The sequence below is a fragment of the Micromonospora coerulea genome, assembly GCF_016598485.1.
GTDB classification, from domain to species: Bacteria; Actinomycetota; Actinomycetes; order Mycobacteriales; family Micromonosporaceae; genus Micromonospora; species Micromonospora coerulea.
This window is the reverse complement of record NZ_JAEMUW010000001.1, coordinates 409,721-436,381: the sequence shown is the minus strand read 5'-3', so window position 1 is coordinate 436,381 and position 26,661 is coordinate 409,721. Positions and strand designations below refer to the sequence as shown.

The 26,661-nt window shown below is 74.4% G+C and carries 23 protein-coding genes; 11 read left to right on the top strand and 12 right to left on the bottom strand.

Annotated features, from left to right (window positions below):
• Positions 1 to 45: 45 nt before the first annotated feature.
• Positions 46 to 945 carry a Gfo/Idh/MocA family protein gene (locus I8N68_RS02130; protein ID WP_200206807.1) on the bottom strand — a complete coding sequence of 300 codons (900 nt, stop codon included), beginning with the start codon at positions 943 to 945 and terminating at the stop codon, positions 46 to 48.
• A gap of 170 nt (positions 946 to 1,115) precedes the next feature.
• Here I8N68_RS02130 and I8N68_RS02125 point away from each other — a divergent pair, with 170 nt between their 5' ends.
• Together I8N68_RS02125 and I8N68_RS02120 are read left to right on the top strand one after the other, a co-directional pair.
• Complete coding sequence (locus I8N68_RS02125) at positions 1,116 to 1,511, top strand: hypothetical protein (RefSeq protein WP_200206805.1); 396 nt, start codon at positions 1,116 to 1,118, stop codon at positions 1,509 to 1,511.
• A complete protein-coding gene (locus I8N68_RS02120; protein ID WP_372433656.1) occupies positions 1,504 to 1,956 on the top strand; it encodes a hypothetical protein in 453 nt (150 codons plus the stop codon). Before I8N68_RS02125 ends, I8N68_RS02120 begins: the two co-directional genes overlap by 8 nt.
• A gap of 135 nt (positions 1,957 to 2,091) precedes the next feature.
• Here the strand turns inward: I8N68_RS02120 and fabG are convergent, their stop codons facing one another.
• Positions 2,092 to 2,850 carry a 3-oxoacyl-ACP reductase FabG gene (gene fabG / locus I8N68_RS02115; protein WP_200206804.1) on the bottom strand — a complete coding sequence of 253 codons (759 nt, stop codon included), beginning with the start codon at positions 2,848 to 2,850 and terminating at the stop codon, positions 2,092 to 2,094.
• 133 nt (positions 2,851 to 2,983) lie between these two features.
• Complete coding sequence (locus tag I8N68_RS02110) at positions 2,984 to 4,636, bottom strand: alpha-amylase family protein (protein ID WP_200206803.1); 1,653 nt, start codon at positions 4,634 to 4,636, stop codon at positions 2,984 to 2,986.
• Between the two features lie 89 nt (positions 4,637 to 4,725).
• Between I8N68_RS02110 and I8N68_RS02105 the strand changes: the two genes are divergently transcribed.
• On the top strand, positions 4,726 to 5,337 hold the full coding sequence (locus I8N68_RS02105; protein WP_200206802.1) for a DUF1349 domain-containing protein: 612 nt from the start codon (positions 4,726 to 4,728) through the stop codon (positions 5,335 to 5,337).
• An 88-nt stretch (positions 5,338 to 5,425) separates the two neighbouring features.
• Complete coding sequence (locus I8N68_RS02100; protein WP_200206801.1) at positions 5,426 to 6,097, top strand: DedA family protein; 672 nt, start codon at positions 5,426 to 5,428, stop codon at positions 6,095 to 6,097.
• A gap of 30 nt (positions 6,098 to 6,127) precedes the next feature.
• Here I8N68_RS02100 and I8N68_RS02095 read toward each other — a convergent pair whose 3' ends face one another.
• From I8N68_RS02095 to I8N68_RS02080, 4 genes are all read right to left on the bottom strand, one after another.
• Positions 6,128 to 7,690 carry a cellulose binding domain-containing protein gene (locus tag I8N68_RS02095; RefSeq protein WP_200206800.1) on the bottom strand — a complete coding sequence of 521 codons (1,563 nt, stop codon included), beginning with the start codon at positions 7,688 to 7,690 and terminating at the stop codon, positions 6,128 to 6,130.
• A 331-nt stretch (positions 7,691 to 8,021) separates the two neighbouring features.
• Entirely contained in the window at positions 8,022 to 9,443 is a 1,422-nt protein-coding gene (locus I8N68_RS02090) for a carbohydrate-binding protein (RefSeq protein ID WP_200206797.1), read from the bottom strand.
• A gap of 76 nt (positions 9,444 to 9,519) precedes the next feature.
• Positions 9,520 to 10,263 (bottom strand): YidC/Oxa1 family membrane protein insertase, encoded by a 744-nt coding sequence (locus I8N68_RS02085; protein ID WP_200206796.1) that lies wholly within the window; start codon positions 10,261 to 10,263, stop codon positions 9,520 to 9,522.
• A gap of 90 nt (positions 10,264 to 10,353) precedes the next feature.
• Entirely contained in the window at positions 10,354 to 10,650 is a 297-nt protein-coding gene (locus I8N68_RS02080) for a DUF6412 domain-containing protein (RefSeq protein WP_307812496.1), read from the bottom strand.
• A 269-nt stretch (positions 10,651 to 10,919) separates the two neighbouring features.
• On the opposite strand from I8N68_RS02080, the gene I8N68_RS02075 reads away from it, so the two are divergent.
• The 4 genes from I8N68_RS02075 (at position 10,920) to I8N68_RS02060 (ending at position 15,998) form a co-directional block, all read left to right on the top strand.
• Positions 10,920 to 12,059 carry a carboxylate-amine ligase gene (locus I8N68_RS02075; RefSeq protein WP_234038337.1) on the top strand — a complete coding sequence of 380 codons (1,140 nt, stop codon included), beginning with the start codon at positions 10,920 to 10,922 and terminating at the stop codon, positions 12,057 to 12,059.
• A gap of 57 nt (positions 12,060 to 12,116) precedes the next feature.
• Positions 12,117 to 13,493 carry an FAD-dependent oxidoreductase gene (locus I8N68_RS02070; RefSeq protein WP_200206792.1) on the top strand — a complete coding sequence of 459 codons (1,377 nt, stop codon included), beginning with the start codon at positions 12,117 to 12,119 and terminating at the stop codon, positions 13,491 to 13,493.
• 100 nt (positions 13,494 to 13,593) lie between these two features.
• Positions 13,594 to 15,015 carry a WGR domain-containing protein gene (locus I8N68_RS02065; protein ID WP_200206791.1) on the top strand — a complete coding sequence of 474 codons (1,422 nt, stop codon included), beginning with the start codon at positions 13,594 to 13,596 and terminating at the stop codon, positions 15,013 to 15,015.
• 110 nt (positions 15,016 to 15,125) lie between these two features.
• A complete protein-coding gene (locus I8N68_RS02060; RefSeq protein ID WP_200206976.1) occupies positions 15,126 to 15,998 on the top strand; it encodes an aminoglycoside phosphotransferase family protein in 873 nt (290 codons plus the stop codon).
• A 9-nt stretch (positions 15,999 to 16,007) separates the two neighbouring features.
• Here I8N68_RS02060 and I8N68_RS02055 read toward each other — a convergent pair whose 3' ends face one another.
• Positions 16,008 to 16,817, bottom strand: coding sequence for an Fpg/Nei family DNA glycosylase (locus I8N68_RS02055; RefSeq protein WP_200206790.1), 810 nt, complete (start codon positions 16,815 to 16,817; stop codon positions 16,008 to 16,010).
• A gap of 183 nt (positions 16,818 to 17,000) precedes the next feature.
• On the opposite strand from I8N68_RS02055, the gene I8N68_RS02050 reads away from it, so the two are divergent.
• From I8N68_RS02050 to rocD, 3 genes are all read left to right on the top strand, one after another.
• A complete protein-coding gene (locus tag I8N68_RS02050) occupies positions 17,001 to 17,723 on the top strand; it encodes a DMT family transporter (protein ID WP_200206789.1) in 723 nt (240 codons plus the stop codon).
• Positions 17,724 to 18,091: 368 nt separating this feature from the next.
• Positions 18,092 to 18,907, top strand: a complete 816-nt coding sequence (gene ddaH, locus I8N68_RS02045; RefSeq protein WP_200206974.1) for a dimethylargininase — start codon at positions 18,092 to 18,094, stop codon at positions 18,905 to 18,907.
• The gene (rocD, locus tag I8N68_RS02040) at positions 18,904 to 20,118 is read left to right on the top strand and encodes an ornithine--oxo-acid transaminase (protein ID WP_200206788.1); all 1,215 of its coding nucleotides are present in this window, start codon (positions 18,904 to 18,906) and stop codon (positions 20,116 to 20,118) included. Before ddaH ends, rocD begins: the two co-directional genes overlap by 4 nt.
• Positions 20,119 to 20,178: 60 nt before the next feature.
• Here the strand turns inward: rocD and I8N68_RS02035 are convergent, their stop codons facing one another.
• From I8N68_RS02035 to I8N68_RS02020, 4 genes are all read right to left on the bottom strand, one after another.
• Positions 20,179 to 21,327 (bottom strand): FHA domain-containing protein, encoded by a 1,149-nt coding sequence (locus I8N68_RS02035; RefSeq protein WP_200206787.1) that lies wholly within the window; start codon positions 21,325 to 21,327, stop codon positions 20,179 to 20,181.
• Positions 21,324 to 21,617: a 4a-hydroxytetrahydrobiopterin dehydratase gene (locus I8N68_RS02030; protein WP_200206786.1), complete on the bottom strand. Its 294-nt coding sequence runs from the start codon at positions 21,615 to 21,617 to the stop codon at positions 21,324 to 21,326. Before I8N68_RS02030 ends, I8N68_RS02035 begins: the two co-directional genes overlap by 4 nt.
• Positions 21,618 to 21,863: 246 nt before the next feature.
• Positions 21,864 to 22,913, bottom strand: a complete 1,050-nt coding sequence (locus tag I8N68_RS02025) for a fatty acid desaturase family protein (RefSeq protein ID WP_200206784.1) — start codon at positions 22,911 to 22,913, stop codon at positions 21,864 to 21,866.
• A 128-nt stretch (positions 22,914 to 23,041) separates the two neighbouring features.
• The gene (locus tag I8N68_RS02020; RefSeq protein WP_200206782.1) at positions 23,042 to 26,626 is read right to left on the bottom strand and encodes an SCO7613 C-terminal domain-containing membrane protein; all 3,585 of its coding nucleotides are present in this window, start codon (positions 26,624 to 26,626) and stop codon (positions 23,042 to 23,044) included.
• Positions 26,627 to 26,661 lie beyond the last annotated feature (35 nt).

Below are 26,661 nucleotides of genomic sequence, written 5' to 3'. Positions count from 1 at the left end.
CGGCCGGCGACGGAGGCGGCACGAGCGGCGGACGGCGCGGCGGGGTCAGAGGTCGACGGTGCGCCCCTCGGCGCGGGCCGTCGCGGCGGCGTCGAGCACCGCGACCACCTCGCGGCCGAAGCGGACGTCGCAGCGGTGGTCCCGGGTGCCCGCGTCGATCTCCTCCAACAACTGGTCGATCGCGGTGCCGAACGCGGACAGCACATTGCCGTCGCCGGGCGGCACGGTCTCGGTGCCGTTCTCGCCGAAGAACACGAAGTCCCGGGTCACCGCCTCCGGCGGCGCGTCCAGGGTCAGCGACAGGGTGCTGGTCGCCCCGCCGTCATGGGTGAGCAGCAGGTGCACCAGGCCGCTCGGGCCGTCCATCGCGGCCACCCGGCTGACCCGGCCGAGCACGGGCAGGATGAGGGAGAGCGCGTGCGGGCCGATGTCCCAGAGCGCGCCGCGCTCCTTCCGCCACTGCGAGTTCCCGTACGGGTTGCCCGGCTGGTAGATGGAGGCGAACATGGTGGCCCGCGCGTGCTGCCAGCCGCCGACCGCGGCGGTCGCGGCGAGGAAGCCGGTGACGTTCGGGTGGTACCGCTGGGTGAAGAAGACCACCGAGGCCACCCCGGACGCCTGGGCGGCGGCGACCACCCGGTCGGCGTCGGCGAGGCTCAGCGCCAGCGGCTTGTCCAGCAGCAGGTGCCGGCCGGCGGAGGCGGCCCGGACGGCGATGTCGGCCTGCACGTCCGGGGGCAGCGCCACGGCGATCGCGTCGCACGCCTCGATCAGCGCGTCCACGTCGGAGAAGACCGGCACGCCGTGCCGGCCGGCCAGCGCGGCGGCCCGCTCCGGGTCCCGACCCCAGACCCCGGCCAGCTCGGCGCGCGGGTGCGCGTCGATGGCCGCGGCGTGCGTCTCCGCCGCCCAGTGACCGGTGCCGAACAAGCCGAACCGCAGCACGAGGTACTCCCGCTGTCGTCGTCCGCCACGGCGACTGTCGTGGCCGTGATCGACTGTAGTCGTCCGGTCCGGCCCGGCGCAGGCGACGTCACTTCAGAGCCGGCCGGCGGGGAGTACTACGCGGGTTAGTAGGCTGTCCCGGTGAACGGGACTCCGGCGGGATGCCGCCGATGACCAGCGCGGCGGCGGCCGGCTCGCCGGTGGACGGTCTGCTCGCGACGACGACGATCGTGCTGTCGCTCGTACTGGCGGGATGGGCGCTGGTGGCCGCGCTGCGCCACCGGCCGCCGGACCGGGTGCAGTTCGTGGGCCTGGCCGTGCTGGAGGTCGCGCTGCTGGCGCTGGCCGTGGTGGCGCTGGTCGCGCTCAGCGGCGGGGAACGGCCGGGCGAGCCCGGCGCCTTCTTCGGCTACCTGGTGACGCTGGTCTGCCTGCCGCCGCTGGCCTGGGTGCTGGCCCGGATGGAGCCCACCCGCTGGGGCTCGGCGATCGTCTGCGCGATCTGCCTGGTGACGCCGGTCGTGGTGGTCCGGCTCGGCCAGACCTGGGAGGTGCTCGGTGGCTGAGCCGGTCGGGGTGCGCCCGGACGAGGCCGGCGGCCCGGCGCCCGCGCCGCGACGCGCCACCAACAAGGGGCCGGGCCGGCTGCTGATCGCCGTCTACATCCTGTTCGCCATCGCCGCGACCTCGCGCGCCGGCTTGCAGATCGCCACCAAGTTCGACGAGGCGCCGGTGGCGTACCTGCTCTCCGCCGTGGCCGCGCTGATCTACATCGTGGCCGCCGTCGGGCTGGGCCGCGCCGGGCACGCCGGCCGACGGGTCGCGCTGGCCTGCTGCTCGGTGGAGCTGGTCGGGGTCGTCGCGGTCGGCATCCTCAGCCTGGCCGACAAGGAACTCTTCCCCGACGAGACGGTCTGGTCCGGCTTCGGCAGCGGCTATGGCTACATCCCGCTGGTGCTGCCGGTCCTCGGCCTGCTCTGGCTCTGGCGCACCCGCCACGCCACCGCTTGACCCCCACCCCACCCCGTGGGTGCCGCGACGGCCCTCTTTCCCGGAAAGAGTGGAAATGGCACGCGGATTGGCCACTCTTTCCGGGAAAGAGTGGCCAATCTTCACGCGGGCGGGGGGCGCGGGGCGCGGTCGGGGTCAGGCCTTGGGGCCGCCGGCCACGTAGATGATCTGGCCCGAGACGAAGGACGCGCCCTCGCTGGCCAGGAACGAGATGGTGTGCGCCACGTCCTCCGGCCGGCCCGGGCGGCGGACCGGGATCTCGGCGGCGGCGTGCTGCTGCAACGCCTCGAAGTCGACCTTCATCCGGGCGGCGGTGGCGGCGGTCATGTCGGTGACGATGAAGCCGGGCGCGACCGCGTTCACGGTCACCCCGAACGGGCCCAGCTCGATGGCGAGGGTCTTGGTGAAGCCCTGGAGGCCGGCCTTGGCCGTCGAGTAGTTCGCCTGCCCCCGGTTGCCCAGCGCCGAGGTGCTGGAGAGGTTGACGATCCGGCCCCACTTCCGCTCGACCATGTGCTTCTGGGCGGCCTGGCTGAACAGGAACGCGCCGCGCAGGTGCACGCCCAGCACCGTGTCCCAGTCGGCGTCGGTCATCTTGAACAGCAGGTTGTCGCGGAGCACGCCGGCGTTGTTGACCAGCACGGTCGGCGCGCCCAGCTCGGCGGCGACCCGCTCGACGGCCGCCTCCACCTGGGCCCGATCGGCGACGTCCGCACCCACGCCGAGCGCCCGGCCACCCGCCGCGGCGATCGCGTCGACCGTCTCCTTCGTCGCCGACTCCTCGATGTCGACCACGGCGACGGCCATGCCGTCGGCGGCCAGCCGGCGGGCGGTGGCCGCGCCGATACCGCGCGCGGCTCCGGTGACGATGGCGACGCGGGGCTCCTCCGACATGATTACCTCCCGGTAACTTGGGCTTGATCGAAGGAGCTTAACCCCGCCCACCGCCGGGCGTAAGAAGCGGCTGCGGCCGGCCGTGACGCGGGACCGGGCACCGCGCCGCTCGGCACGCGGCGCCGGCCCGTGGTCAGACGGGCTGGCCCCGGCAGAGCCGGATCCAGCGGTACCCGTAGCCGGAGACCTTCAGCCGCTCCAGCTTGCCCACGTCGCCGTACCCTCGGTCGGCGAGCACGTCGATCGGCAGGTCCGCCTCGGGCTGGAGGCTGCTCAGGTCCACCTCGGCGTCCTCGGTGCCCAGGTTGTGCAGGAAGACCATCGTCCCGGTCGGACCGTCGGCGCGGTGCGCCAGCACCCCGGGCGGCATCGGCACGTCGATGTGGGTGGTCGTGCCCGAGCCGATCTCCGGGGCTTCCCGCAGCGTACGGATCATCCGCTCGAACCAGGCCAGCAGCGAGCGGGGATCCCGCCGCTGGGCGGTCACGTTGACCTTCTCGTAGCTGAACTCACCCTTGTCGATCACCGGGCGGACCAGCTTCTCCGGCTCCGCGGTGGAGAAGCCGGCATTCTCCTTGTACGACCACTGCATCGGGGTCCGGATCGCCTCCCGCCCGGGCAGCGACAGGTCCTCGCCCATGCCGATCTCCTCGCCGTAGCGGAGCACCGGCGTACCGCGCAGCGAGAACTGCAGGGCGTACGCCAGCTCGATGCGCCGCCGGTCGTTGCCGAGCATCGAGGCGAGCCGGCGGCGGATACCCCGGCCGTAGAGGCGCATGTCCTCGTCGGGGCCGAACTGCTCGTACACCTGGTTGCGCTGCTCGGCGGTCAGCCGGGACAGGTCGATCTCGTCGTGGTTGCGCAGGAACGTCGCCCACTGCCCACCCTGTGGCAACTTCGGAGTGTCCCGCAGCGCCTCGATCACCGGCTCCGGGTCCTGCCGGGCCAGGGCGAGCATCAGCCGCCCGTTCAGCATGAAATCGAAGAGCATGTGCAGCCGGTTGGCCGAGCCGCCGCTGTCGCCGAAGTAGACCGGCAGCTGGTCCGGCTCGACGTTCGCCTCGGCGAGCAGGATCGCGTCGCCCCGGCGCCACTGGACGTGCTGGCGCAGCTCGGTGAGGAAGTCCATGTCCTTCGGGGAGTCCGGGTTGCCGGCCTCGGTCAGCTCGATGATGAACGGCACCGCGTCCATCCGGAAACCGGAGACGCCGAGCTGGAGCCAGAACGACATGATCTTCTTGACCTCTTCGCGGACCTTCGGGTTCGCCATGTTGAGGTCGGGCTGGAACTTGTAGAACCGGTGGTAGTACCACGCCTTGGCGATCCGGTCGTAGCTCCACGTCTCGGTCTGCTCGCCCGGGAAGACCATGCCCTGGTAGCGGTCCGGCGGCTCCTCGTCCGCCCAGACGTACCAGTCCCGGTACGGCGAGTCCGGTGAGGACCGCGCGGACTGGAACCACGGGTGTTCGTCCGAGGTGTGGTTGACCACCAGGTCGATGATCACCCGGATGCCCCGGTTCCGCGCCTGGTGCAGCAGCTCCGCGAAGTCGCCGAGCGTGCCCAGGCGCGGGTTCACGTTGTAGAAGTCGGTGGCGTCGTACCCGTCGTCCTTGTTCGGCGACGGATGGATCGGATGCAGCCACAGGCAGGTCACGCCGAGCCGGGCGAGGTAGTCGAGCCGGCCGAGGAGGCCGCGGATGTCACCCACCCCGTCGCCGTCGGAGTCCGCGTACGTGTCGATGTCGAGGCAGTAGACGACCGCCTCCTGGTACCACCTGTCACCCATGTCCGGCTTATGTCTCCGACCGACGCGCCCGGCAAACCCGCGATGTTCGACGATGTCGGCGCCGGTCCCGGCCGGGGTACGGTGCGGACATGGATGATCATGAGGTGGCCCCGCACGAGATGGACTGGGACGCTGGCCGGTGGCTGCACCCGCCGGTACGCGTGGACCGGACCGCCGAGGGGCACCTGCTGGTGGAGCCGGGTCCGGAGACCGACATGTGGCGGCACACCAGTTACGGCTTCGTGCGCGACAACGGCCCGGCGCTGCTCGCCCCGCTGCCCGGCGGGAGCGCGGTCGAGGTGAGCTTCCTGCTCGACTACACCAGCCAGTTCGACCAGGCCGGCGTGCTGGTCCACGTGGACGAGCGGAACTGGGTCAAGACCGGGTTGGAACTGAGCGACGGGCTGCCACAGCTCGGCGCGGTGGTGACCCGGGAACTGTCGGACTGGTCGCTGGCCCCGGTGCCGGAGTGGTTCGGGCGGGAGGTGACCGTGCGGGTCAGCCGGTCCGGTGACGCGCTGACCGTCCGGGCGCGGGTCGACGAGGAGCCGTGGCGGCTGGTCCGGCTCGCCCCGCTCCCTCCGGAGGCGGTGGCCTCGGCCGGACCGTTCTGCTGCTCGCCGACCCGCGACGGGCTGACCGTCCGGTTCACCGGCTGGCGGAGCGGGCCGGCCGACGCCGCGCTGCACCCGGAGGACTGACCGGCTGATCAGTGGGCCGGGTCACCGGCAGGTGTGACCGGACACGGGCGGGGTACCAGTGTCCGATCCCCGGCCCGGAAGGACGCCCATGGCTCTCGCCCAGAACGTCGACCCGAACCAATTCAGCGGGCTGACCGGGTGGGTGGCGAGCGTCATCGACTCGCTGGGCGCGCTCGGGGTGGCCGTCCTGGTGGCGCTGGAGAGCATCATCCCGCCGATCCCGAGCGAGATCGTGCTGGCGATGGCGGGCTACCTCTCCGCCGAGGGCCGGTTCAACGTGGTGCTGATCGTGCTCGCCGCCACCGCGGGTTCGTTGCTCGGGGCGCTGGTGCTCTACTGGCTCGGCGCGGCGCTCGGCGAGGAGCGGTTGAAGCGCTGGCTGGACCACATCCCGCTGGTCGACCGGGACGATCTGGAACGGGCCGACCGCTGGTTCGAGCGGCACGGCCGGTGGGCGGTGCTGATCGGCCGGGTGGTGCCGGTGGTACGCAGCCTGGTGTCGGTCCCGGCCGGGGCGAACCGGATGCCGTTGGGCGAGTTCGTCCTGCTCACCACGATTGGCAGCGGGGTGTGGAACGCGGTGATCGTCGGGCTCGGCTATGCGCTGGGCTCCCGGTGGCAGGAGGTGGGCCGGTACAGCCACTGGTTCAACTACGCGATCTTCGCGGTGTTCGCCTTCATGATCGTCAGCTGGGTGGCCAAGAAGATCCGGAAGCGGCGCGCGCGGCGCGGCCGGCAGTCGATGACCGCCGGCCGCTGACCGCGACGACACGCTCCTCAGCTCTCCGGCTCAGTACTGCGCGGTGATCGAGGTGAACTCCCAGGTGTTCTGGGCGATGCCGGAGCAGTTGGACACCACTCCCCCGCCTGCGCAGGGGCGGTCCCGGTTGACCGACCAGAAGGTGAAGCGGGACAGCGCCCGGGCCTTCGCCCAGTCCCGGATCTGCGTCCAGGTGGCCGGGGAGGTGAGCTCCTGCTGGTCGGAGAGGCCGTTCATGCCGGAGATGCCCATGTGCGCGTACGCGGTGGCGTCGGACCAGCCGAACGCGGTCTTCAGCGCGTTCTTCAGCCCTTCGGCCGCGTTCACCGTGTTCTGGTACATGTTCGCGCCGCCGCCGAAGTCGAACGGCATGATCGTGAAGGTGTCGATGTTCGCGCCGAGCGCGGCGGCCTGGTTGATCAGCCGGGTGCCGTAGTACGCCGGCCCGGTGGTCGAGGTGCCGAAGGTGACGATCGTCTTGATGCCCGGGTTGTTCTGCTTGACGATCTTCAGCGCGCCCAGGATCCGGTCCTGCACCACCTCGTTCTCGAACTCGTCGCTGTTCTCGATGTCGATGTCGATGGCCTTCAGCCCGTACGCGTTGATCACCTGCTGGTACGCACCGGCGAGGGCGCTGGCCGAGGAGCAGTTCGGGCCGAGCTTGTTGCCGCTCCACCCGCCGAACGACGGGATGACGTCGCCGCCGGCCGCCCGGATCGCGGCGATGGTGCTGGCGTGCGTGCCGCCGGTGAGCGGGCCGCTGCCGTCCCAGGCCGGCGTGCAGCCGCCGCCGGAGAGGACGAAGGCGATGGTGAACCACTTGATCCCGGTCGCGCCCATCACGGTCGACGGCGCGGGCGGGTCGCCCCAGCCCGGGTAGAGGTAGGGCGCGGCGGCCATCGGGCCACTCCCGCCACCGGTGCAACCGGTGGTGCTGGCCGACACCGCCGCCGACTTCGCCGACTCGCCTGCGGAGTTGTACGCGGCCACCGTGTAGTTGTGCGCGGTGCAGGCGGCCAGCCCGGAGACGGTGGCCGAGGTGCCGGTGACGGTGGCCTTCACGGTGCTGCCCTCGTACACCCGGTAGCCGGTGACCGTGCCGGAGACGGCGTTCCAGGCCAGCGAGACCGAGGTGTTGGTGGTGCCGGTGACCCGCAACCCGCCCGGCGTGGCCGGCGCGGACGGGTTGCCGCCGCCGCCGGTGCAGGAGCCGCCGTTCACGGTGCAGTTGGTCGGGTCGCCGGTGCCGCTGACGATGAACCCGAACGTGGTGCTGGCGCCCGCGGCCAGGGTGCCGTTCCAGGACTGGTTGACCGCGGTGACGTGCTGGCCGGAGGTGGTGAGCAGGGCGTCCCAGAACGAGCCCACACTGCTGCCGGCGGGCAGGTCGAACTGCACGTTCCACGAGGAGATGCTCGCCGAGCTGTTGTTGGTGACGGTGAACTTGGCCTCGTACCCGCTGCCCCAGCTGGAGGTGCGGACGAAGGCGGCGGTGGCGGCGGAGGCGGGGGGCGCGGCCACGACGGTGGCCGCGACCAGGGCGGCGACGAGCGCGGCGGCGAACGTCGCCACCCGGGTGGGGCGGACTTTCACGGTGTCCTCCAGGGACCTGATGTGGTGGGGGGTGGCCGGCCCTGACGGGCCGGTGACGCCTGGCGGGTCGGCCGGCGGGGTGGGCCGACGGGTGCGGGTCCGGCCCGCCGGGTCGCGGCGGCCAACGCGGGCATCCATACACGTCAACGTCAGCGCTCATTATTAAGACTGTTAACTGTTTCTGTCCAGAGGGCGCGGACAGGGAAAAGGGCCCCTCCTGTCCCCGACCGCGACAGGAGGGGCCCGCACCGGACCGCGCGGGGCCGGGACGGCTACCGGTTCAGCGGGCGCTGGCCGGTGCTGGACCCGGAGCTGACCCGCGCGGCCCGACTCAGCGACGGAAGGTGAACCAGTTGACGTTGACGAAGTCGGCCGGCTGGCCGCTGGTGAAGGTGAGGTAGACCGTGTGCCGGCCGGTCACCGCGGCGACGTTGGCGGGCACCGAGCGCCAGCTCTGCCAGCCGCCGGTGTTGGCGATCGCGAAGCTGCCGATCGGCGCGCTGGTCGGGCTGTCCAGCCGCACCTCGACCAGCCCGCTCACCCCGGCCGACGCGCCGGAGGCGACCCGGGCCACGAAGTCACGCGGCCCGGTGGCGCCGAAGTCGACGTTGTCGTACCGGGCCCAGTCGCCGTTGCGCAGGTAGCCGATGTTCTGCCCACCCTCGGCGCACGCCTCGACGATCACCCCGTTCTGCCCGGCGAACGCCTCGGCCTGGATGGTCCCGTACGCGTCCACCGTCCCGCCGGGCGGCGGGGTGGTCGGGGTCGGCGACGGACCGGTGCCGCCCCGGCGGTAGACCGCCACGTAGTCGACCAACATCGGTCGGCCCGAGACCGTCGACGCGGTGGGCGTGCCGTAGCCGGCGACGCCGTTCGGGAAGGACCCGCCGACGGCGACGTTGAGCAGCAGGAAGTAGCCGGCATGGTTGGTCATCTGCCCCCAGTACGGGTCGCCGACCTGGCTCTGGCTGACCGTGTGGAAGAGCTGGCCGTCGACGTACCAGCGGAGCTGCTGCGGGCTGACCGAGGCGTCCCACTCGAAGCGGTAGGTGTGGAACGCGGACTGGCAGCTGCTGCCCGGGCAGGCCCGGGTGTTGCCCAGCCCGTTGAACTCGTTGCACGGGCCGCCCGGCGCGTACCCGCAGTGCAGCGCACCCCAGACCTGGTTTAGCCCGTTGACGTTCTCCATCACGTCGAACTCGCCGATGCCCGGCCAGTTCTGGTAGTTGCCCCGGTAGGGCGAGCCGAGGGCCCAGAACGCCGGCCAGTAGCCGGCGGCCTCGGCGCCGGTGACGTTCGGCATCTGGATCCGCCCCTCCAGGGCGAGCACTCCACCGGCCGGCGGCGTGAAGTCGGTGCGGACCGTCTCGATCCGGGCCGAGGTCCAGCGGCCGGTGGCGTCCCGCAGCGGGGTGATCCGCAGGTTGCCGGCCCCGTCGTGGCTGAGGTTGGCGGTGCTGGCGGTGTAGGTCTGGATCTCGCCGGTGCCCCAGTTCGCCGGACCGCCCGGGTAGCTGGTGCCGGTGTCGATGATCCAATTGGCGGAGGAGGGCAGGGTGCCGGCCGCGCCCGCGAAGTCGTCGCTCCACACCAGACTCCAGCCGCTCGCGGGCGGTGGGACAGCGGCGTGGGCGGTCATCGAGACGGCGGCGAGCGCGGTGGTGGCGGCGAGCGCGGTCGCGGCCAGCGCGAGCCGACGGCGCGATCGGCGCCGGGTGGACGGGGCGGCGGACGCCGCCGGGACAGGACTCATCGGGGTGCCTCTCTGCGGGGACGGGTGTCAGAGAGCGCTCTCTGAGAGCGTTTTCTACGCGCCCGACGGGCACTTGTCAACGTCCGTCGATGTCTGCCGGGCGCGACCGGCGCAACACCACCTGCTCCAGCGCGGTCCACCCGGTCGTGGTGACCAGGTAGAGCACCGCCGCCAGCGGGACCACCAACGCGACCAGCACCGTGGTGTACGGCAGCAACGGCAGCAGCCGGCCCAGCGTCGCCGCGCCCGGACCCTCGGTCGGCGTGCCGGCGACGGTGCCGGTCTCGCGGGCCGCGCGCCGGGCCCGCTGCGACGTGAACCAGGCCAGCACGAGCAGCGCGGCCAGCAGCGCCCCGAAGACCCCGGCCACCGGCCCGGTGAGCCCGTCGCCGAGGTGCCAGCCCAGCGGCACCCCGGCCAGCCGCTCGTCGAGCAACGTCGGGCCACCGTCGCCCGTGGCGAAGAGGCGGTACATGACCAGGAAGAACGGTGCCTGCAACAGCGCCGGGAGGCAGCCGGAGACCGGGTTGGCGCCGGCCCGCCGGTACAGCGCGAACAGCTCGCGCTGCAACGTGGCCGGGTCGTCGGCGTGCCGGCGCTGGAGGTCGCGGACCTCAGGGGTGAGCGCCGCGCGGCGCCGCTCCCCGCGGACCTGCGCCAGGGTCAACGGCGAGATCAGCAGGCGGACACCGATGGTGAACAGGACGATGGCGGCGGCCGTGGCCGCCCCGCCGGTCAGCGGCTCGAGCAGGCCGGCGAGCCAGGTGACGACGGAGGCGGCGGCGGACGCCGCGGCGTGCAGTGGTGCGAAGGCGAACATGGAACCCCTCGGTCCGATTCCGGAAGGTCCCCGGGACGACACGTCCCGCGGGACGGCTGACGACGGAACCGGCCGCGCGGCGGCACAGCGCTACGCGGCCGAGGGGTGCGGGCCGGGGGCGCGCGGTCGCGGCCGGCCCGCCGCGTCCGGGTCGGCCTGGCGGGGCACCCGACGACCACGGGCGCGGGCCCGCAGCGCGGAGGCGAGCTGGCCGGACCGGGGTGCCCCCGGCAGCGCCCGGGACCGGAGAGCGAGCAGCGTGGCCAGCAGCAGCGCGGCGGCGACCGCCGCGCCGGCGAGCAGTTCGACCGGGCGGTCGGCCAGCACGGCGAACTGGGCGAGGGCGTACGCCCAGGTCCCCGCCACCGCCATCAGCAATCCCGGCACGCCGCCAGCCTAGGACCCCGTGTCACGCCGCGTGGCGACGATCGCGGCACTCCCCCGCCCGCGCCTGATCGGCTTCGGTCGCCGAGGTCGCGGTGTCCGACGGCGCAGCAGCGCCGAGGCGAGGATGCCGAGGAAGACCAGGCGGCAAGCGGAGGGAGGTCCCCGGCCGACACGCCGGGCCGGCGTTTCCTCCCGCCGACACGGTGGGTAATGGGCCGTCGACGACGCGGCACGGCGCCGCGGCCGGCACGGAACGGACGGTGAGGGTGATGAGCGGGTCCCTGGCGGAGCGGGAACGGCACGCCGCACCGGGCGGCACCGACCTGTTCACCGTCGGCGTCGAGGAGGAGTTCCTGCTCGTCGACCCGCACACCGGCGCCGCCGTACCGGCGGTCGATCTAGTGATGGAACAGGTGCCGGCCGAGCTGCGCGGGCAGGTGGAGCGGGAGTTCCAGACCAGCCAGATCGAGATCGGCAGCCCGCCCGCGCTGGAGCTGTCGTCCATCCGGCACTCGCTGGGGGTGCTGCGCGCCGCGCTGGCCGACGCCGCCGAGCGGGCCGGCGTACGGGTCCTCGCCATCGGCACCGGTCCGGTGGACGGCCCGGTCCCACCGGTGGTCGACAAGCCGCGCTTCGACCGGATGATCGAACGCTTCCGGCTGCTGGTCCCCGGCCCCGGGAACAACGGCATGCACGTGCACGTCGGGATCCCGGACCCGGACACCGGGGTGCAGGTGCTCAACCACGTCCGGCCCTGGCTGCCGATCCTGCACGCGGTGACCACCAACTCGCCGTTCGCCAAGGGCGAGGACACCGGCTACGCGAGCTGGCGGTCGGTGGAGTGGGAACACTGGCCGTCGGTGGCACCCACCCCCTTCCTGGAGTCCCACGCGCACTACCAACGGCTGATCCGGCAGTTGATCGCCAGCGGCGTGATGCTCGACGAGGGGATGCTCTACTGGTACGCCCGGCTGTCGGCGAAGTACCCGACGGTGGAGATCCGGATCGGTGACGTCTGCCCGTCGGTGGACGACGCGGTGTTGGTCGCCGCGCTGGTCCGGGCCCTGGTGGCGACCGCCATGACCGACATCGCCGCGGGCCGGCCGCCGCTGCGGACCGACCACCACCTGCTGGTGGCCGCGCACTGGCGGGCCGCCCACGACGGGTTGGCGGGCCAGGGCGTCGACCTGACCGACGGCGAGCTGCGACCCGCGTGGGAGCTGCTGGACAAGCTGGTCGACCGGGTCCGCCCGGAACTGGCGCGGCACGACGACCTCGACCAGGTCACCGACCTGCTGGGCGGGCTGCGCCGGCACGGCACCGGCGCGGCCCGGCAGCGGGCCGTCTTCGCCCGCACCGGCCGCATGATCGACGTGGTCGAGGACGTGGCCCGGCAGACCCGTGGCTGACCGGCGGACGTGCCGTGACCGGCCCGCGCCCGATTTGCCCGTGACAGGATGGACCCCGTGGCGGAACGACTGATCGTCGTGGGCGGGGACGGCGCCGGAATGGCGGCGGCGTCCCAGGCCCGGCGCCGCCGCGACCGCGACGACCTGACCATCGTCGCCTTCGAGCGGGGGCACTTCACCTCCTACTCGGCCTGCGGCATCCCCTACTGGATCAGCGGGGTGGTGCCCGAGCGGGACCAGCTCATCGCCCGCGACCCGGCCACCTTCCAGGACGAGTTCGACATCCAGGTCCGGCTCCGGCACGAGGTCACCGGCATCGACCTGGAGCGGCGCGAGGTGGTCGCCCGGGACCTGGCGGGCGGCGGCGAGGTCCGCGAGGGCTTCGACACCCTGGTGTACGCGGCCGGCGCAATGCCGATCAAGCCGGCATGGGCGCACATCCGGGGGGGCGGGGTCTTCGGGATGCAGACCCTCGACGACGGGGCGGCGCTGCGCGACTGGCTGGACGGCGAGCCGAAGCCCCGCCGGGCGGTGGTGATCGGCGGCGGCTACATCGGTGTCGAGATGGCCGAGGCGCTGATCCAGCGCGGCCTCTCCGTCAACCTGGTCGAGCGGGCCGACCAGCCGATGTCCACGGTGGACGGGGACATGGCCGAGCTGGTCGCCGACGCGATGCGGGGCATCGGCATCCAGATCCGCACCGGCCTGGCGGTGACCGGGCTGGAGGAGCGGGACGGGCGGGTCAGCGCCGTGGTCACCGCCGAGGGGCCGATCCCCGCCGACGTGGTGGTGCTCGGTCTCGGCGTACGTCCGAACACCCGGCTGGCCGAGGAAGCCGGCCTGCCGCTCGGCCCCACCGGCGGGATCCGCACCGACCGCCGGATGCGGGTGCCCGGGCTGCCCGGCGTCTGGGCGGCCGGGGACTGCGTCGAGACCCTGCACCGGGTCAGCGGGATGCCGGTGCACCTGCCGCTCGGCACCCACGCCAACAAGCAGGGCCGGGTGGCCGGCATCAACATCGGCGGCGGGTACGCCACCTTCCCCGGCGTCATCGGCACGGCCGTGACCAAGGTCTGCGACCTGGAGGTGGGACGGACCGGCCTGCGGGAGCGGGACGCCGCCGCGGCCGGCTTCGAGTTCGTCTCGGTGATCGCCGAGTCGACGAACCGGGCCGGCTACTACCCGGGTGCCCGGCCGATGACGGTCAAGCTGATCGCGGAGCGGCCCAGCGGCCGGCTGCTCGGGGCGCAGATCGTCGGCTGGTCCGAGGCGGCGAAGCGGATCGACACCCTGGCCGTGGCGCTCTGGAACGGCATGACGGTGGACGAGATGACGGCGTTGGATCTGGGCTACGCCCCGCCGTACGCGCCGGTCTGGGATCCGGTGCTGATCGCCGCCCGCAAGGCCGTCGACGCCCTCGCGGCCACCAGCTAGGCCTCCCCCGCCGGCGGCCGATCTTTGTCGGGGGGCGCGGTTAGCGTGTGCGCGCTGTCGCAGTGCCGGTTCCGGCGCAGATCCCCTCGGAGGCATCCCCATGTCGCAGGAGACGACCTACCTCGAACTGTCCGAAGTGGACGGTAGTGCGCACAAGTTCTACGAGATCGTGGTGGCGGACACCGCGCTGACCGTGCGCTACGGCCGGATCGGTGACCGGGGCCAGGTCAAGACCAGCAACTACCCGGACAACGCCCGGGCCCGCGCCGCCGCCGCGAAGAAGATCGGGGAGAAGATCCGCAAGGGGTACGCCCCGGCGGTGCCCGGCGTCCGGCAGAAGCGGTCGGTCTCCCGCCGGCAGATCGTCAGCACCCGCTCCACCGCCCGCACCGCCCCGGTCCTCTGGCGGTACGACTCGGGCGCGCCCGCGTTCGGCATCTTCATCGACGGGCAGAGCTGCATGGTCGGCAACGAGCGCGGGGTGATCACCACGCTCGGCCACGACGCCCGGGTGCTGAACCAGGTGCGCCTCCCCGACGGGGTGAAGTGCATCGTGGCCGACGACGCCTGGATCTACGCCGGCTGCGACGACGGCAACGTCTACGACCTGTCGGGCAAGGTGCCCCGGGCGGCGTACGCGATCGCCCCCGAGATCGACATCTACTGGCTGGACATCCACGACGGGGTGCTGGGCGTCTCCGACGCCGACGGCGGCATCGCCGCGATCGACCACGAGGACGAGTTCCTCTGGCGGCGGGCGGGGCGGGGCCGGGCCGCGTGGATGGTCCGCTGCGACGCCGGCGCGCTCTACCACGGCCACTCGCAGGGGGTGACCGGCTACGACTGGCGGACCGGGCGAGAGCTGTGGCACACCCGGACCGGGTCGGTGCTCTTCGGCTGGCAGGAGCGGGAGACGGTGTTCGCGGGCACGGGCACCCGGGAGGTGGTCCGCCTGCGCAAGGACGGGCGCGCCGAGCGGTCGTACCGCTGCGACGCACCGGTCTTCTCCTGCGCCACCGCCGAGGGCGGCCGGTACGTCTTCGCCGGGGACAGCCAGTCCTCGATCTACTGCTTCGACGCCGACGGCACCCGGCTGTGGAAGCTCGGCACCGGTTGCGGCTCGGCGTACTCGATGCAGTACCACGACGAGCGCCTCTACGTGGTGACCACCGGCGGCTATCTGGCCTGCGTCGACGCCAGCGAGCCGGCGATCCGGGCGGCCGAGGCGGGCAGCGTGCCGGAGGTGGTGGACGTCAAGGCCCCGGCCCGGATGCCCGAACCGGCGGCCTGGACGACCGTCGAGGTGACCACCGACGACCGCGACGGTGTGGTGGTGCAGTGCGTCGAGGACGGCGGGCGGCTGCGGGTGCACGTGCTCTCCACCGGCTACCGGCGCGACTGGTCGGTGCAGTTCCCGAAGGGCATCCGCGAGCCGGGCGCCCGCTACCTGGTCACCGAGGTCCGCGAGTCCGGCCGGGGCGGCTTCTACCGGGCGTACGGCGACATCCGCCGGCTCCGCTGACCGGCACGGTCGGTGGTCGGTCGCGCCCTCCGCCGACCTCATGCTCCCGGCACCCAGCCGGAATCGGTTGGGCGCGCGGACCCGGTGGCGCCCAGGATGGTCGGATGGCCGTGGAGCTGGAGATCCCCGAGGGGCTGCGCTGGACCGAGCGGATGCCGGCCGGCCGGGCGTGGCTGGCGACGCTGCCGGACCGGCTGGCCGGCTGCGTCGAGCGCTGGGAGCTGCGGGTCGGGCCGCCCTACCCGTACGCCTTCGCGTCCCTGGCTATGCCGGCGGAGCTGCCGGACGGCACCCCGGCGGTGCTGAAGTTGCAGTACCCGGACGGCGACAGCGTGCACGAGGCGACCGCGCTGGCGCACTGGGCCGGCCGGGGCGCGATCCGGGTGCTGGCCCACGACGCGCAGCGCCGGGCGCTGCTGGTCGAGCGGTGCGTGCCCGGCACCCCGCTGCACCAGCTCCCGGCCGACCGGGCGCTCGACGCGGTGGTGGAGCTGCTGCCCCGGCTCCAGGTGCCGGCCGGCCCGCCGTTCACCCCGCTCGCCGAAGAGGCCGCCGGCTGGGCCGAGCGGATGCCGGTCAACTGGGAGCGGGCCAATCGGCCGTACGAGCGGCGGCTGCTCGACGCCGCGCTCGGGCTGCTCGCCGACCTGGTGCCGAGCCAGGGCGAGCAGGTGCTGGTCAATCAGGACCTGCACGCCGGCAACGTGCTGCGGGCCAGTCGGGAGCCGTGGCTGGTGATCGACCCGAAGCCGTTGGTCGGCGAGCGCGAGTTCGCGCCGATGCCGATGGTGCGCGGCGCCGAACTGGGCCACTCCCCCGCAGCGGTGCGCCACCGGCTGGACCGGCTCAGCGCCGAGCTGGGGCTCGACCGGGAGCGGGTCCGCGGCTGGGCGATCGTGCACACCCTGGCCTGGAGCGTCGGCGAGGGCGAGGTCTTCCCCCGCCAGGTCGAGGTGGTCCGCTGGCTGCTGGGCGGGGAGTGACAGTAGCCGTCAGCGGGCCTGGCAGGTGGCGCACCAGTAGAGGTTGCGGCCGGCCAGCTCGCCCCGGCTGACCCCGGTGCCGCAGACATGGCAGGGCGCGCCGGGGCGGCGGTAGACGTACACCTCGCCGCCGTGCCGGTCGACGCGGGCGGCGCGGCCCATCGCCTCCGGCAGGTGGGCGTCGCGCACGGTGTCGATCCGGCCCCGCTCGACCGCGACGGTCATCAGCGCGACCAGGTCGGCCCAGAGTTCCCGCCAGCCGGCCGGGGTCAGTTTGCGGCCGGGCAGGGTGGGCGGCAGGCCGGCCCGGAACAGCGCCTCGGTCACGAAGATCAACCCGGTGCCGGCCACCACCGACTGGTCGAGCAGCAGCGCCGCGAGCGGCGTCGGGCTGCGGGAGATCCGGGCGTACGCCCGGTCCGGATCGGCGTCGGCGCGCAGCGGGTCCGGGCCGAGGCGGTCCCGTAGCGCCGCCACCTCGGGCGGGGTGAGCAGCTCGCAGGCGGTCGGGCCGCGCAGGTCCAGCCAGTGCCGGTCGCTGGTCAGCCGCAGCCGCACCTGACCCACGGGCGGCGGCGGCTCGCCGGCAGCGTCGGCGAACTTGCCGTACAGCCCGAGGTGGACGTGCAGGGTCAGCTCGCCGGCGTAGTGGTGCAGCAGGTGCTTGCCGTACGCCTCGGTGCCGTCCAGGACGGTGCCGGTGAGCCGGGCCGCACCCTCGGCGAAGCGGCCCTGCAGGCTGGCGGCGTGCACCTTGTCGCCGGCGAAGAGTTCGGCGTGCCGGGCCGCCAGGCGGTGGATGGTGTGTCCCTCTGGCACGACGGCAACGGTAGCCCGGCGCCGGTCCGCCCGCCGAGGCCGGCCGCCGCCCGCGCCGGCTCACTCGGGGACGGGCGACCGTCGATGGGTGTCGGCGGCGCCGCGACGGGGTACGTCCTCTCTGTTACGCGTGGCTGCCACTGCGCTTCCGCGGCCTCCACGCCCTTGACCAGGAGGTGTGAAGTGAAGATCTTGTCGCGCCGGAACGGACCGGCGCAGAGCGGGGACGTGAACGGCGACGGGCACGTCGACGAGCGGGACCGCGCCGCGACGAGGGACCGGGTGGACGGCACGGCGGAACGGCCGGCGGTCACCGACCGGGACGACGACGGGGCGACGTACCGGAGCACCCCGACCGCCACCGACGACGACCGCGTCTCCGACGCGGGGCGCCGGTCGGCGACCGCGCGGGCCGCCACCGTGCGGCCGGTGGCCTCGGACACCGCGCAGCCCGGCGCCGTGGTGGGCCCGGGCCCGGCCCAGGAGCAGACCGTCGACCTGGATCGGAGCCGGGACCGGGTGGTGGAGCGGCCGGTGGACCGGGACCTCGACGGCCGCGCCGAGCCGGTCGCCGTCGGCCCGAAGCCCCGGGCCAGCCTGCTCGCCACCCTGGGCCTGATCGTCTCCGTGGCGGGCGCGCTCTTCGTGCTCACCGGCACCCTCGCCGGGTACGGCGTCGGGCTCGGCGCGGTCGGCGCGGTCCTCGCGGTGCTCGGCCTGATCGCGACCCGCCGCCGGCACGTCGCCGGCAAGCTGGACGCGCTGATCGGCATCACCGTCGGCGTGGCCGCCGTGGTGCTCGGCATCGTCGCGCTGACCGGCCAGTTCGACTGGCCGACCACCGACGGAGACTGGGTCGGCCGGTTCCGCGAGTGGCTCGACTCACAGTTTGCCGACCTGTTCTGACGGGCACTTCCCGGCTCGCCGGCGGTGCGCCGGCACGCCCGATCAGCTCCGGTGGTTCACCGGCCGGGCAACACCTCTTTCGGGGGCGGCGATTCGCCGCCCCCGAAGCGTTTTCGGCGGCGGCCGGTGGCGTCGCCCCGACCGGCAGTCGGCCGGCGGCGGACGGCCCGCGCGCCACGTCGACGGGCCGGTGAAGACCAGACGCAACGAATCGCCGACTCCTACAGCCCACACGCAACGATCCGGCGTCCAACGCAACTTCCGGCGGTGGATGTCGTTGGCCTGCGCCGCATACCGTTGACCAACGGCGCCAGCCCGTGGGCCACGGTGGCCGGGCGCGCCCGACCGCTGGGAGCAGGACAATGACGATGGACGCCATCAGGCAGCGTTTTCTGATGTGCCGGCCGACGTACTTCGCCGTCGACTACGCGATCAACCCGTGGATGGACCCGACCGCGCCGGTCGACGCCGACCTGGCGATCCGGCAGTGGGAGCAGCTCCGCCGGACGTACCTGGACCTGGGCCACGAGGTCGAGCTGGTCGAGCCGGTCGCCGGCCTGCCGGACATGGTCTTCGCCGCCAACGGTGGCACGGTGATCGACGGCAAGGCGATGGCGGTGCAGTTCCGCGACCCGCAGCGCGCCGACGAGGCCCCCGCCTACCGCGCCTGGTTCGAGGCCGCGGGCTTCGAGATGTACGACCCGAAGCACGTCAACGAGGGCGAGGGTGACGTCCTGCTGGTCGGGGATCACCTGCTCGCCGGCACCGGCTTCCGCACCGCGCACGCCTCGCACGCCCAGCTCCAGGAGGTCTTCGGGTACCCGGTGATCACCATGCAGCTGGTGGACCCGCGCTTCTACCACCTGGACACCGCGCTGACGGTGCTCGACGAGCGGACCGTGGCGTACCTGCCGGAGGCGTTCTCGCCCGGTAGCCGCGCGGTGCTGCGCCGGCTCTTCCCCGACGCGATCCACGCCACCATGGCCGACGCGGAGGTGCTGGGCCTGAACGCGGTCAGCGACGGCCGGCACGTGGTGCTGCCTGCCCAGGCCACCGACCTGGCCGCCAAGCTGCGCGACCGGGGCTACGAGACCATCGGGATCGACCTGTCCGAGCTGCGCAAGGCCGGCGGCGGACCCAAGTGCTGCACGTTGCGACTCCGTCAGGGAAAGGCAAGCAAGTGATCGAGGACATGCTGCGGACGCCGGGGGCGGTCCGCGACGCGGAGCGCTGGACGGCGCACAACTACCACCCGCTGCCGGTGGTGGTCTCCTCCGCCGAGGGCGCGTGGTTGACCGACGTGGACGGCCGGCGCTACCTCGACTGCCTGGCCGGCTATTCCGCGCTGAACTTCGGCCACCGGCACCCGAAGCTGATCGAGGCCGCGCACGCGCAGCTCGACCGCCTCACCCTGACCAGCCGGGCGTTCATCCACGACCAGTTCGCCGACTTCTGCAAGGAGCTGGCCGAGCTCTGCGGCAAGGACCTCGTGCTGCCGATGAACACCGGCGCCGAGGCGGTGGAGACCGGGATCAAGGTGGCCCGCAAGTGGGGCTACCAGGTCAAGGGCGTCACCCCGGGCCAGGCCAACATCGTGGTGGCCGAGGGCAACTTCCACGGCCGGACCACCACCATCGTCAGCTTCTCCACCGACGAGGACGCGCGGGCCGACTTCGGGCCGTACACCCCGGGCTTCACGGTCGTCCCCTACGGTGACCTGGACGCGCTGACCGCCGCGATCGACGAGAACACCGTCGCGGTGCTGCTCGAGCCGATCCAGGGCGAGCAGGGCGTCGTGGTGCCGCCGGAGGGCTACCTGCCGGGCGTCCGCCGGCTCTGCACCGAGAACAACGTCCTCTTCATCGCCGACGAGATCCAGTCCGGCCTGGGCCGGACGGGTCACACGTTCGCCTGCGACCACGAGGGCGTCGTGCCGGACATGTACCTGCTGGGCAAGGCGCTCGGCGGCGGCATCGTGCCGGTCTCCGCGGTCGCCGCGAACGCGGACGTGCTGGGCGTGCTGAAGCCGGGCCAGCACGGCTCGACCTTCGGCGGCAACCCGCTGGCCTGCGCGGTCGCCATCGAGGTGGTCCGGCTGCTGGCCACCGGCGAGTTCCAGCGCCGCTCCGCCGAGCTGGGCGAGCGGCTGCGGGCCGGCCTGGAGGGGCTGGTCGGCAAGGGCCTGGTCGCCGTCCGGGTGCGCGGCCTCTGGGCCGGCGTGGACATCGACCCGGCGCTGATGACGGGCCGGCAGGCCTGCGAGCGGCTGATGGAGCGGGGCGTCCTGGCCAAGGACACCCACGGCTCCACGATCCGCCTGGCCCCGCCGCTGGTCATCACCGGCGAGGAGATCGACCACGCGGTGGCCCAGCTCGCCGCCGTGCTCGCCGCCTGAGCCACGGGTACGCGAAAGGGCGCCGGGACCGCACGGTCCCGGCGCCCTTTTTCGTGGGTTTCAGGGGCGCGGCAGTCGCATCGCCATGGTGGGGGCCTCGGCCATCACCGAGGCGGGGGTGAACGGGGCGCCGGTCGGCAGCTCATCGGGCCGACCGATCTGCACGCCCGGGTAGAGCTCGACGATGTCACCCTCGCCCAGCACCCGGGACTGCTGCGGGGCGAGCGGGAGTCGGTCCGGCTCCGCCATCGAGCCCTTCGGGCGGATGCCCGAGCCGTTGGTGCTGGTGTCCGTCACCACCACCTCGCCGACCCGCAGCTCGAAGCGGACGTGGCTGCGGCTGATCCAGCGCCGGGACTCGTCGTTGAGCCACTGCCCGAGCGTGATCCCCTCGGCCTGCTCCGGGGCCCGCCCGACCAGCACCGGTTGGGTCTCGGTGAGCACGAAGCGCCGCCGGACCAGCCCGCCGATCCGCACCGCCAGCACCTCCGTGCGGGGTCGCGGTCCGGCGTCGCCGAGCCGGACACCGTGCCGGGGGCAGGTGGGCACGCCGCCCCGCAGCGTGGGTGGCGGCTGGCCGGCCGGGGCACGGTCCACCCGGGCCAGGTCGGCGAAGGCGCCGCCGCCACCGCCCACACCGAAGAGCGCGCAGCCCGGCTCGGGGCAGCGCCACTGCCGGCCGAGCAGCTTCGCGCCGACCGGCGACGGGGTGCCGGTGGCCGGGCTCTGCCCGCCGCCGACGTGGGCGATGAAGACCGGCCCGCCGGCCCCGGGCACCGGGGCGAGCACCCGGCCGGGCTGCCCGAGCCAGGGGAACCGACCACCCTGCCCGTCGAAGCGGACCCGGCTGAGCACCGGCAGGCCGAGCAGGTCGGCCACCTCCAGCATCCGGTCGCCCGGGTTGTCGAGCACCTCGACCAGGCCGTCGTCGGCCCAGCGGCGGACCACCATCCGCTCGTTCGAGGTCAGGTCGGCGTCGGAGAGCAGGGCCCGGTGCACGATCGCGTAGACCGGGACGCTGTCCTCCTCCAGCTGCCGGGCCAGGGCGTCGATCACCATGCCGAGCCGGAGCAGGCTGCCCGGCCGGCCGCCGTCGAGATCCTGCCAGCGGATCACCTCGGCCAGGTCCACCACGGCGCGGGCCAACGACGGATCGGTGCAGACCCGACCCTCGATGGCGTCCAGCACCTTGCTGATCTCGAATCTCATCGGGCGCTCCGGACGATGTCGTCGATCCGCCGGGCCAACGCGACGTCACGGTGGGTCACCCCACCGGCGGAGTGCGTGACGCAACGGAAGGTCAGGGTCCGCCATCGGATGTCGATGTCGGGGTGGTGGTCGAGTTCCTCGGCCGCGATGGCGACCCGGTCGACCACCGCGATGGCGTCCGGGAAACTGCCCAGCTCGACGGTGCGGCTGATCCCGGCCGGATCCCCCGACCAGCCCGCCAGCCCGTCCAGCTCGCCCCGTACCGCCTCGGCGGTGAGCACGTCTGCCATGCGTCGACCCTACCGGGAGCGCTCATCGGGGCCGGTCGACGCACGCCGGAAATCGAACCGCACCTGTTGGTGGCGAGCCGCTACGCTGACCGCCGGCCCGCAGCTACTTCGACTTCGGCGCGCCCGTGGCGGTGCGCAGGCCACCCGCGGCGGAGACCGAGGAGGCGCCCGCGGAGCTGGCCACGGCCTTCGGCTCCTGAGCGTCACGCCGGGCGGGGACGGTCGCCGTCCCCGCCCCGGACCCGCTCACGCCCGCAGCGGGCGGCCGACCTCGTGCAGGTGGCCCAGCGCCTGCCGGTACGACTCGACCAGCCCGGTCTCCGCGTACCCGATACCCTGCTCGGCGCAGTACGCCTGGACGATCGGTTGCGCCCGGCGCAGGTTGGCCCGGGGCATGTTCGGGAAGAGGTGGTGCTCGATCTGGTAGTTCAGCGCCCCGAGCGCCAGGTCGACGACGTGGCCGCCGCGCACGTTGCGCGACGTGAGCACCTGCTTGCGCAGGAAGTCGAGGTCGTCGTCGGCGGACGGCATCGGCATGCCCTTGTGGTTCGGGGCGAACGCGCAGCCCATGTAGAACCCCCAGAGCCCCTGGTGGACGGCGAGGAAGAGCAGCGCCTTCGCCGGCGACATGACGGTGAAGAGCAGCCCGAGGTAGCCGACCGCGTGCGCGCCGAGCAGCAACGCCTCGACCGCCCGGTGCCGCACCGGGGTGCGCCACCGCCCGTCCGGTTCCCGGCCGACCAGCGCCCGGACGCTCGACACGTGCAGCGCCAGCCCTTCCAGCAGCAGCATCGGGAAGAACAGCCAGGCCTGCCGCCGGGCCATCCAGCGGCGGATGCCGCGGGTCGCCGCCGCCTGCTCGTACGTCCAGACCAGCGCGCCCGCGCCGACGTCGGGGTCCTCGTGCTCGTGGTTCGGGTTGGCGTGGTGCCGGTTGTGCTTGTCGACCCACCAGCCGTAGCTGATCCCGACGGCGAGGTTGCCGGCGATCAGCCCGGCCGCCTCGCTGTGGCCGCGCCGGCGGAACATCTGCCGGTGCCCGGCGTCGTGGCCGAGGAACGCCACCTGCGTGGTGGCCACCGCCATTCCCACCGCCAACAGCAATTGCGCCCAGGAGTCGCCGATCGCGACCACCACCGCCCAGCCGGCGAGGAAGACACCCAGGGTGAGCGCGATCCGCAGCGCGTACCCGCCCGGGCGGCGGGCGAAGAGGCCCGCCTCGGCGACCCGGCGGGACAACCGTGCGTAATCACTGCCTCGCCGTTCCGATGGTGCCGCCAGCGTCGAAGACGTCATCCGCGCTCCCCGTTCCTCGGTCGTGTGGACCCCACCCGGTGGCGGGGCCCGCGTACCGAGTCTGGTCGGCACGGTTGCGCTGAGTAATACGGTACCCCCCCGAACTGGGGGTGGGGCTGACCCCACCCTCAGCTCATCCGGCCCACCATCAGCCGCAGCCGGGCCAGGTCCCGCCGGCGCCGTTCGTACGTGGCGGCGAGCGCGATCAGCGCCAGCCCGCCGAGGCCGAGGTAGATCCATCGGGGCAGCAGGTCCCAGCCGCGAGCCAGCTCGTGCAGCGCGAGCGGGACGAGGGTGGCCGACCCCAGCAGGACCGGAGCCTGCCAGCGCCGGACCGCCCCGGCGAGCACCGCGCCGAGCGCGACGACGCCGAGCACCAGCCGTCGCCACGGCTGTGGTTCCGCCGCCACCAGTACCGACACCAGGCTGGGCAGCAGCGCCGCGGCCAGCCCCGGGCCGAGCGCCAGCCAGCTGTTCAGCCCGGGCCGGGTGCGCAGCGCCACCAGGCCGGCGGCAAGGGCCAGGCCGGCCGCCGGCGCCGTGTACGCCTCCAGCAGCACCACCCCGCCGGCGGCCAGCAGCAGCCACCCGCCGAGCAGCTCGCTGCCGCCGGCGATGCCGGCGAGGATCCAGCGCCGCGCCGGCGACTCGGCACGGCGCAGCACCCGCAGGGCCACGGCAACGCCCCAGAGGGCGCAGACCGTCGCCGCGTACCGCGCCGCGCCCCCGGTCAACAGCAGCGCCAGCAACGCGACCGCCTGGGCCGCCGCCTCCAGCGCCACCCGGAACGCCGGTTCGCGACCGGCCGCCGCCCGTCGGGCCACCCCGGCGACGGCCTCCCCGGCGACGGCCTCCCCGGCGGCGGCCTCCCGAGCGGTGGCCTCCCCGCCGACAGCCTCCCGCGCGGTGGTCTCCCGGGCGGCGAGGAGCGGCGCGGCGAACAGCACCAGCGCCGCCACCGCGAGGACCCCGAAGGCGGCGGGACGCAGCGGCAGGCCGCCGGCCAGCGCCGCGGTCAGCGCGAAGCCGACCGCCGCCACCACCCCCGACAGCCAGCCGGCCAGCCGGGTGTCGGCGTGCCGCCCGGCCACGCCGACGACGGCCGCCGCCACCACCAGCGCACCCAGCCCGGCGAGCGCCCCGGCCCGGGTGGCGAGCAGCCCGCCCAGCCCAGGGACGGTCAGTGCCAGCCCGACCGGCAGGGTGACCGGGAGCAGCGGCGGGCGCGGCGCGGCGATCGCGGCGACCAGCAGCGCGGCGAGCCCGGCGCCGAACGCCGCCGCCGGCGGCACCGGCCAGGGCGCGCCGGCCGCCACCAGCAGCACCGGCAGCCCGACCGCGGCGAAGGCCAGCCCGGCCAGCGCCGGCACCCACCGCCCGCCGCGCACGATCCGGGCGTACGCCGCCGCGGCGGCACCGAGCAGCAGCAGGGTCAGGCCGGCGTCGGCGGCGCCCGGCACCTGGTCCACGGCGGGCGCCCCGGACAAGGTCGGCACCGGCAGGTCGACGAGCACCCGCAGGGTCGCCGGCGCGACGGCGAGCAACGCCAGCCCGGACAGCCCGGCCCCGACCAGGCGCGCAGCGGTGCCCGGCCGGGCACCGCCACCCGTGGCCAGCGCCAGCAGCACGCCCAGGCCGGCATAGCGGGACACCCGCTCGTCCCCCGGTACGACCAGCGGCGCGGTACCGACCAGCGCGAGCGCGGCGGCGAACCCGGTGCTGGCGTACCCGGGCAGCTCCGGCCACCGGCGACGGACGGCGAGGACGGCGACCACCAGCACCCCGACGGCGGCGAACGCCCCGCGCAGCTGCCACCAGGGCGGCGCCCCGGCACCGAGCAGCCCGACGGCCACCCCGGCCGGCGCGGCGAGCATCGCCGCCGCCAGCGCCACCCCGCCGACGGTCGGCTGCACGCCGGCGCCCCGCCGGCCCCACGCCGCCGTCAGCACGCCGGCCGCGACCACGACGGCGAGCGCGGCGCCCGCCGCGACCGGCTCGGCGAGCCCGACCAGCAGCCCGTGGCCGAGCAGGACGGCCCCGGCGACGGCCGGGACGAGCACGGTGGCGTACCCCCGGCGCGGCCGGTACACGGCGGCCGCCAGCAGCGCGGCGCCCACGAGCACGTCGGCCGCCACCACCACGGGCCACGGGGTGACCGCGACCGCCGGGGCGGCCAGCACGGCCAGCGCCCCGCCCGGCACCGCGACGGCCGACCGGGCGGCCCGGGGCAGCAGCAGGGCCACCGCCGCAGCGGTCAGCAGCACGGCGACGGGCAACTGCCAGCCCCAGTGCGTATCCGGTCCGGCGGCGGCGCCCCGCCACGGCGGCAGCGACCGGAGGACGGCGCCAACCGCGAGCACGACCGTGGCCAGCGTGACCACCAGGGCCAGCCCGCCGGCCACCACCAGCGCCCCCATCCGCGGCCCGGTACGCGCCCGCGCCGGCACCGTCCGCACCGCCCCGGCCAGCCCGGCCACCACCGCCCCGGCCGCCGCCAGCAGCAGCCCCGGACGCAGCTCGGCCACCGGCCGGAGCACTGCCGTGGCGAGCACCGGCACCAACAGCCCGGCCGCGATCGACCGGTAGGTCCGGCCACCGGCCGCCAGCGCCCCGCCGAGCAGGGCGAGCGCCACCACCAGCAGCGGTCCGCCGGCCAGCAGCGGGGTGCCGGCCGCCCGGCCCCAGGCCAGGGGCACCAGCGCGCAGCCGGCGGCGACGGCGAGCGCGATCGCGTGACCGAGCCAGCCGAGCATCCACCCGGCGACCACCGCCGGGTGCGGCGCGGCGACCGGCCCCCCGCCGGCCACCGCTCCCCCGCTCCGCGCCGCCGGGGTGACCGGCCCCCCACCGGCCACCCCGGTCCCGCCCGGCACCGACGCGGCCGGGGCCGGCACCCGGGGGCGCAGGGCGACCACCACCCCGAGGTCGCCCAGCGCCACCGCGGTGCAGACCAGCGCCCAGCCCGCGGCGGACGGCCGCGCCGCCGCGGCGGCCAGCGGCAGCACCGGCTGCGCGGCCAGCAGCGCCGCGAACCACGGCACGGTCAGCCGGCTCAGCCGGGCGTAGCCGGCCGCCACCGCCGCGCCGATCCCCCCGACCAGCGCGGCGTACCGGGTCCCCGGCCAGCCGGCCACCCCGAACAGGTCGACCGTCCAGGCGGCGTATCCGTCCAGCAGCACCAGCAGCAGTCCCACCGCGGCGAACGTCTCGGCGGTGCCGCGCAGCCCCCGCCGGGTCGCGACCAGCGGCACGGCCAGCGCGAGCACGGTGACCGCGGCCAGGATCAGCGCCCGCCCGGCGACCCCGACGGCCGCCCAGGCGACGGCGGTGAAGACGATCGCCGCGGTGCCGAGCAGCAGTCCACCGAGGACGAAGAGCAGCCCCTGCACGGTGCGGGTCGAGGCCTCGGGCCGGCCGGGCCGGACCACGGCCGGCGGCGGGACCGCCACCGGGACCGGGCGCGGCGGCGGGATCTCCCGGCGGATCCGGGCGGCCAGCTCCGTCCGGCGCTGTCGGACCGACCCGAGCCGGTCCAGCAGGTCCTGGTACGTCTCCCGGGCCCGCTCCACCTCCGGCACCAGCGCGGCGATCTCGCGGTCCAGCCGGACCACCTCGGCCGCGGGTGGGTACGGCGGGCGACCGCAGCCGGGGCAGCCGGAGCCGAGGTCGGCGGGCGCGCCACAGCCGGGACAGGGGTAGCCGGTGTTCTCCACCGGCACAGCATCGTGCCCGGGCGGCCGGCTGCCCA

What these genes read in the sequence shown, in the direction of transcription:
- fabG (WP_200206804.1), bottom strand. Translation starts at nt 2,850, where the DNA reads ATGTCGGAGGAGCCCCGCGTCGCCATCGTCACCGGAGCCGCGCGCGGT.
- I8N68_RS02125 (WP_200206805.1), top strand. Translation starts at nt 1,116, where the DNA reads ATGACCAGCGCGGCGGCGGCCGGCTCGCCGGTGGACGGTCTGCTCGCG.
- I8N68_RS02085 (WP_200206796.1), bottom strand. Translation starts at nt 10,263, where the DNA reads ATGTTCGCCTTCGCACCACTGCACGCCGCGGCGTCCGCCGCCGCCTCC.
- I8N68_RS02065 (WP_200206791.1), top strand. Translation starts at nt 13,594, where the DNA reads ATGTCGCAGGAGACGACCTACCTCGAACTGTCCGAAGTGGACGGTAGT.
- I8N68_RS02075 (WP_234038337.1), top strand. Translation starts at nt 10,920, where the DNA reads ATGAGCGGGTCCCTGGCGGAGCGGGAACGGCACGCCGCACCGGGCGGC.
- I8N68_RS02105 (WP_200206802.1), top strand. Translation starts at nt 4,726, where the DNA reads ATGGATGATCATGAGGTGGCCCCGCACGAGATGGACTGGGACGCTGGC.
- I8N68_RS02110 (WP_200206803.1), bottom strand. Translation starts at nt 4,636, where the DNA reads ATGGGTGACAGGTGGTACCAGGAGGCGGTCGTCTACTGCCTCGACATC.
- I8N68_RS02030 (WP_200206786.1), bottom strand. Translation starts at nt 21,617, where the DNA reads ATGGCAGACGTGCTCACCGCCGAGGCGGTACGGGGCGAGCTGGACGGG.
- I8N68_RS02090 (WP_200206797.1), bottom strand. Translation starts at nt 9,443, where the DNA reads ATGAGTCCTGTCCCGGCGGCGTCCGCCGCCCCGTCCACCCGGCGCCGA.
- I8N68_RS02035 (WP_200206787.1), bottom strand. Translation starts at nt 21,327, where the DNA reads ATGAGATTCGAGATCAGCAAGGTGCTGGACGCCATCGAGGGTCGGGTC.
- I8N68_RS02025 (WP_200206784.1), bottom strand. Translation starts at nt 22,913, where the DNA reads ATGACGTCTTCGACGCTGGCGGCACCATCGGAACGGCGAGGCAGTGAT.
- I8N68_RS02100 (WP_200206801.1), top strand. Translation starts at nt 5,426, where the DNA reads ATGGCTCTCGCCCAGAACGTCGACCCGAACCAATTCAGCGGGCTGACC.
- ddaH (WP_200206974.1), top strand. Translation starts at nt 18,092, where the DNA reads ATGGACGCCATCAGGCAGCGTTTTCTGATGTGCCGGCCGACGTACTTC.